This window comes from Pseudomonas sp. F1_0610 (assembly GCF_047470865.1).
Classification (GTDB): domain Bacteria; phylum Pseudomonadota; class Gammaproteobacteria; order Pseudomonadales; family Pseudomonadaceae; genus JAZDRH01.
Genome location: NZ_JAZDRH010000064.1, coordinates 1 through 2,208 on the forward strand (window position 1 = coordinate 1; position 2,208 = coordinate 2,208).

The 2,208-nt window shown below is 34.7% G+C and carries 2 protein-coding genes; both read left to right on the top strand.

Annotated elements, in window-relative coordinates:
• Positions 1 to 350: IS3 family transposase (locus VQ643_RS16145; protein ID WP_414201516.1), on the top strand; the 350-nt coding region annotated here is incomplete at its 5' end.
• Positions 351 to 445: 95 nt separating this feature from the next.
• A partial coding sequence (locus VQ643_RS16150) for a DNA methyltransferase (protein WP_414201518.1) occupies positions 446 to 2,208 on the top strand: 1,763 nt, incomplete at its 3' end.

The following is a 2,208-nucleotide window of genomic DNA, read 5'->3' on the forward strand; positions in this document are numbered from 1 at the left end:
TGGCTGCTTACTGGCGTCGTAAGCCCGGAGGCACTGTGTGGCTGCATTCGGATCAAGGCTCTCAATACAGCAGCCGTGATTTTAGGAAGTTGCTCCGCTCACTTAATATGGAAGCTAGCATGAGCCGTAGAGGCAATTGTTGGGATAATGCAGTTGCTGAAAGTTTCTTTGGCAACCTTAAAAAAGAAACAATACGCCGCCATAAGTACAAAACACGGGAAGAAGCAAGGCGGGCTATATTTCATTACATTGAGATGTTTTACAATCCAAAACGCAGGCACACGCATAATCAGCGGGTGTCACCGATGAACTATGAAAAACAGTATTTTATGAATCAAAAAAGTGTCTGAGAAAGTCAGGCCTTATCATCCACAAGATTTCACATTTAATTTAACTTATTGTTACTATAAACTAATTATTAGCTTTAATACGGTCATCTATACAAATGAATATCGTCCAAATCGAAGAAAATATTAAACAGCTCATCCATAAAATTTCTAAAGGCGAGCTACATCGAAAAGAATTTATCTATGAGTTGCTTTTAGCTTATGGACATCGTAGCCAATCTATTGGACGAGTGCGTAATGGTGAGCGTAATTTAGCTGAAGATAAAGAAAACACCGTTTTTTGGAAGCGCCAAATATACTTCAAAATTGCAAAACAGCATGATTTACATGGTCTGATTGATCAAATGAAGAGTGAGAAGCGAACTGAAAGTAATAAAATTCGCTTCTTGATCGTAACTGACTTCGAAACTCTATTGGCAGTAGATACTAAAACACAAGATACATTGGATGTTCCTTTTAGTAATTTAGCTAAAAAATTTGATTTCTTCTTACCATGGGCTGGAATGGAGAAAGCCGTATATCAAGGTGAAAACCCTGCGGATGTTCAAGCTGCTGAAAAATTAGCAAAGCTATTTGACGAAATTAAAGCAGATAATTTCGATGAAGATGACTTAAATAATAAAGAGAACTTACATCAACTCAATATTTTCTTATCTCGACTTTTATTCTGTTATTTCGCTGAAGACACTGAAATTTTTCAGGACAAACAGTTTACTTCAGCAATATCAAAGAGCAATGAAGATGGATCAGATTTATCACCTTTAATCAGTCGCTTATTTAAAGTTTTAAATCAATCTGTCGAAAATCGTGAAGCAGATTTACCTGATTACCTAGCAGATTTTCCGTATGTGAACGGTGGTTTGTTTAAAGATGATATTCAAATTCCTAAATTTACTCGTAAATCACGCCGAATTTTAATTGAATGTGGTGCGGAGTTGGATTGGTCGGACATCAATCCTGATATTTTTGGTTCAATGTTCCAAGCTGTTGTTCATACTGAACAGCGTAGCACCATGGGTCAACACTACACCTCTGTTCCAAACATAATGAAGGTCATTGAACCTTTATTTTTGAATGACTTATATGAAGAACTAGAAAAAAATCAAGATAGTATTAATAAGCTATTAAAACTACAACAACGATTAGGTCAAATGAAGATTTTTGACCCTGCCTGTGGTTCAGGTAACTTCCTTATTATTGCGTATAAAGAGCTTCGTAAATTTGAAATGGAAGTTCTCAAGCGTATTCAAGAATTAGAATTAGAAAAAACGGGGCAACTTTCAAAACCATTTTCAGTGATTCAGGTTTCTCAATTTTATGGTATAGAAATTGATGATTTTGCACATGAGGTTGCAATCCTTTCTTTATGGCTAACAGAACATCAAATGAATCTTATATTTAAAGATGAATTTGGAGAATTAATTCCATTGTTACCTTTGAAATCTTCAGGGACTATTATATGTGATAATGCTTTAGTATATGATTGGAATAAGGTATTAAGGAATAATGGAGAAGAAATTTATATTTTGGGTAACCCCCCATATTATGGAGCTAGAAAGCAAACGGAAATGCAAAAAAATGAGTTGAAGCAAATTTTTAGTAACACGAATGTACCATATGCTAGTGTTGATTATATTTCTGGGTGGTTTTATAAAGCATGTAAATATATTAGAGGGTCTCAAAGTTTTTCCTTTGTTTCTACCAGTTCAATCTGCCAAGGGGAGCAGATTAGTAGTTTATGGCCAACTCTTTTAGAGGATTCAGAAATATTTTTTGCTATTCCTTCATTTAAGTGGAGTAATAATGCAAAGAAACAAGCTGGTGTTTATTGTGTAATTGTAGGTATATCAAAAAATTATAC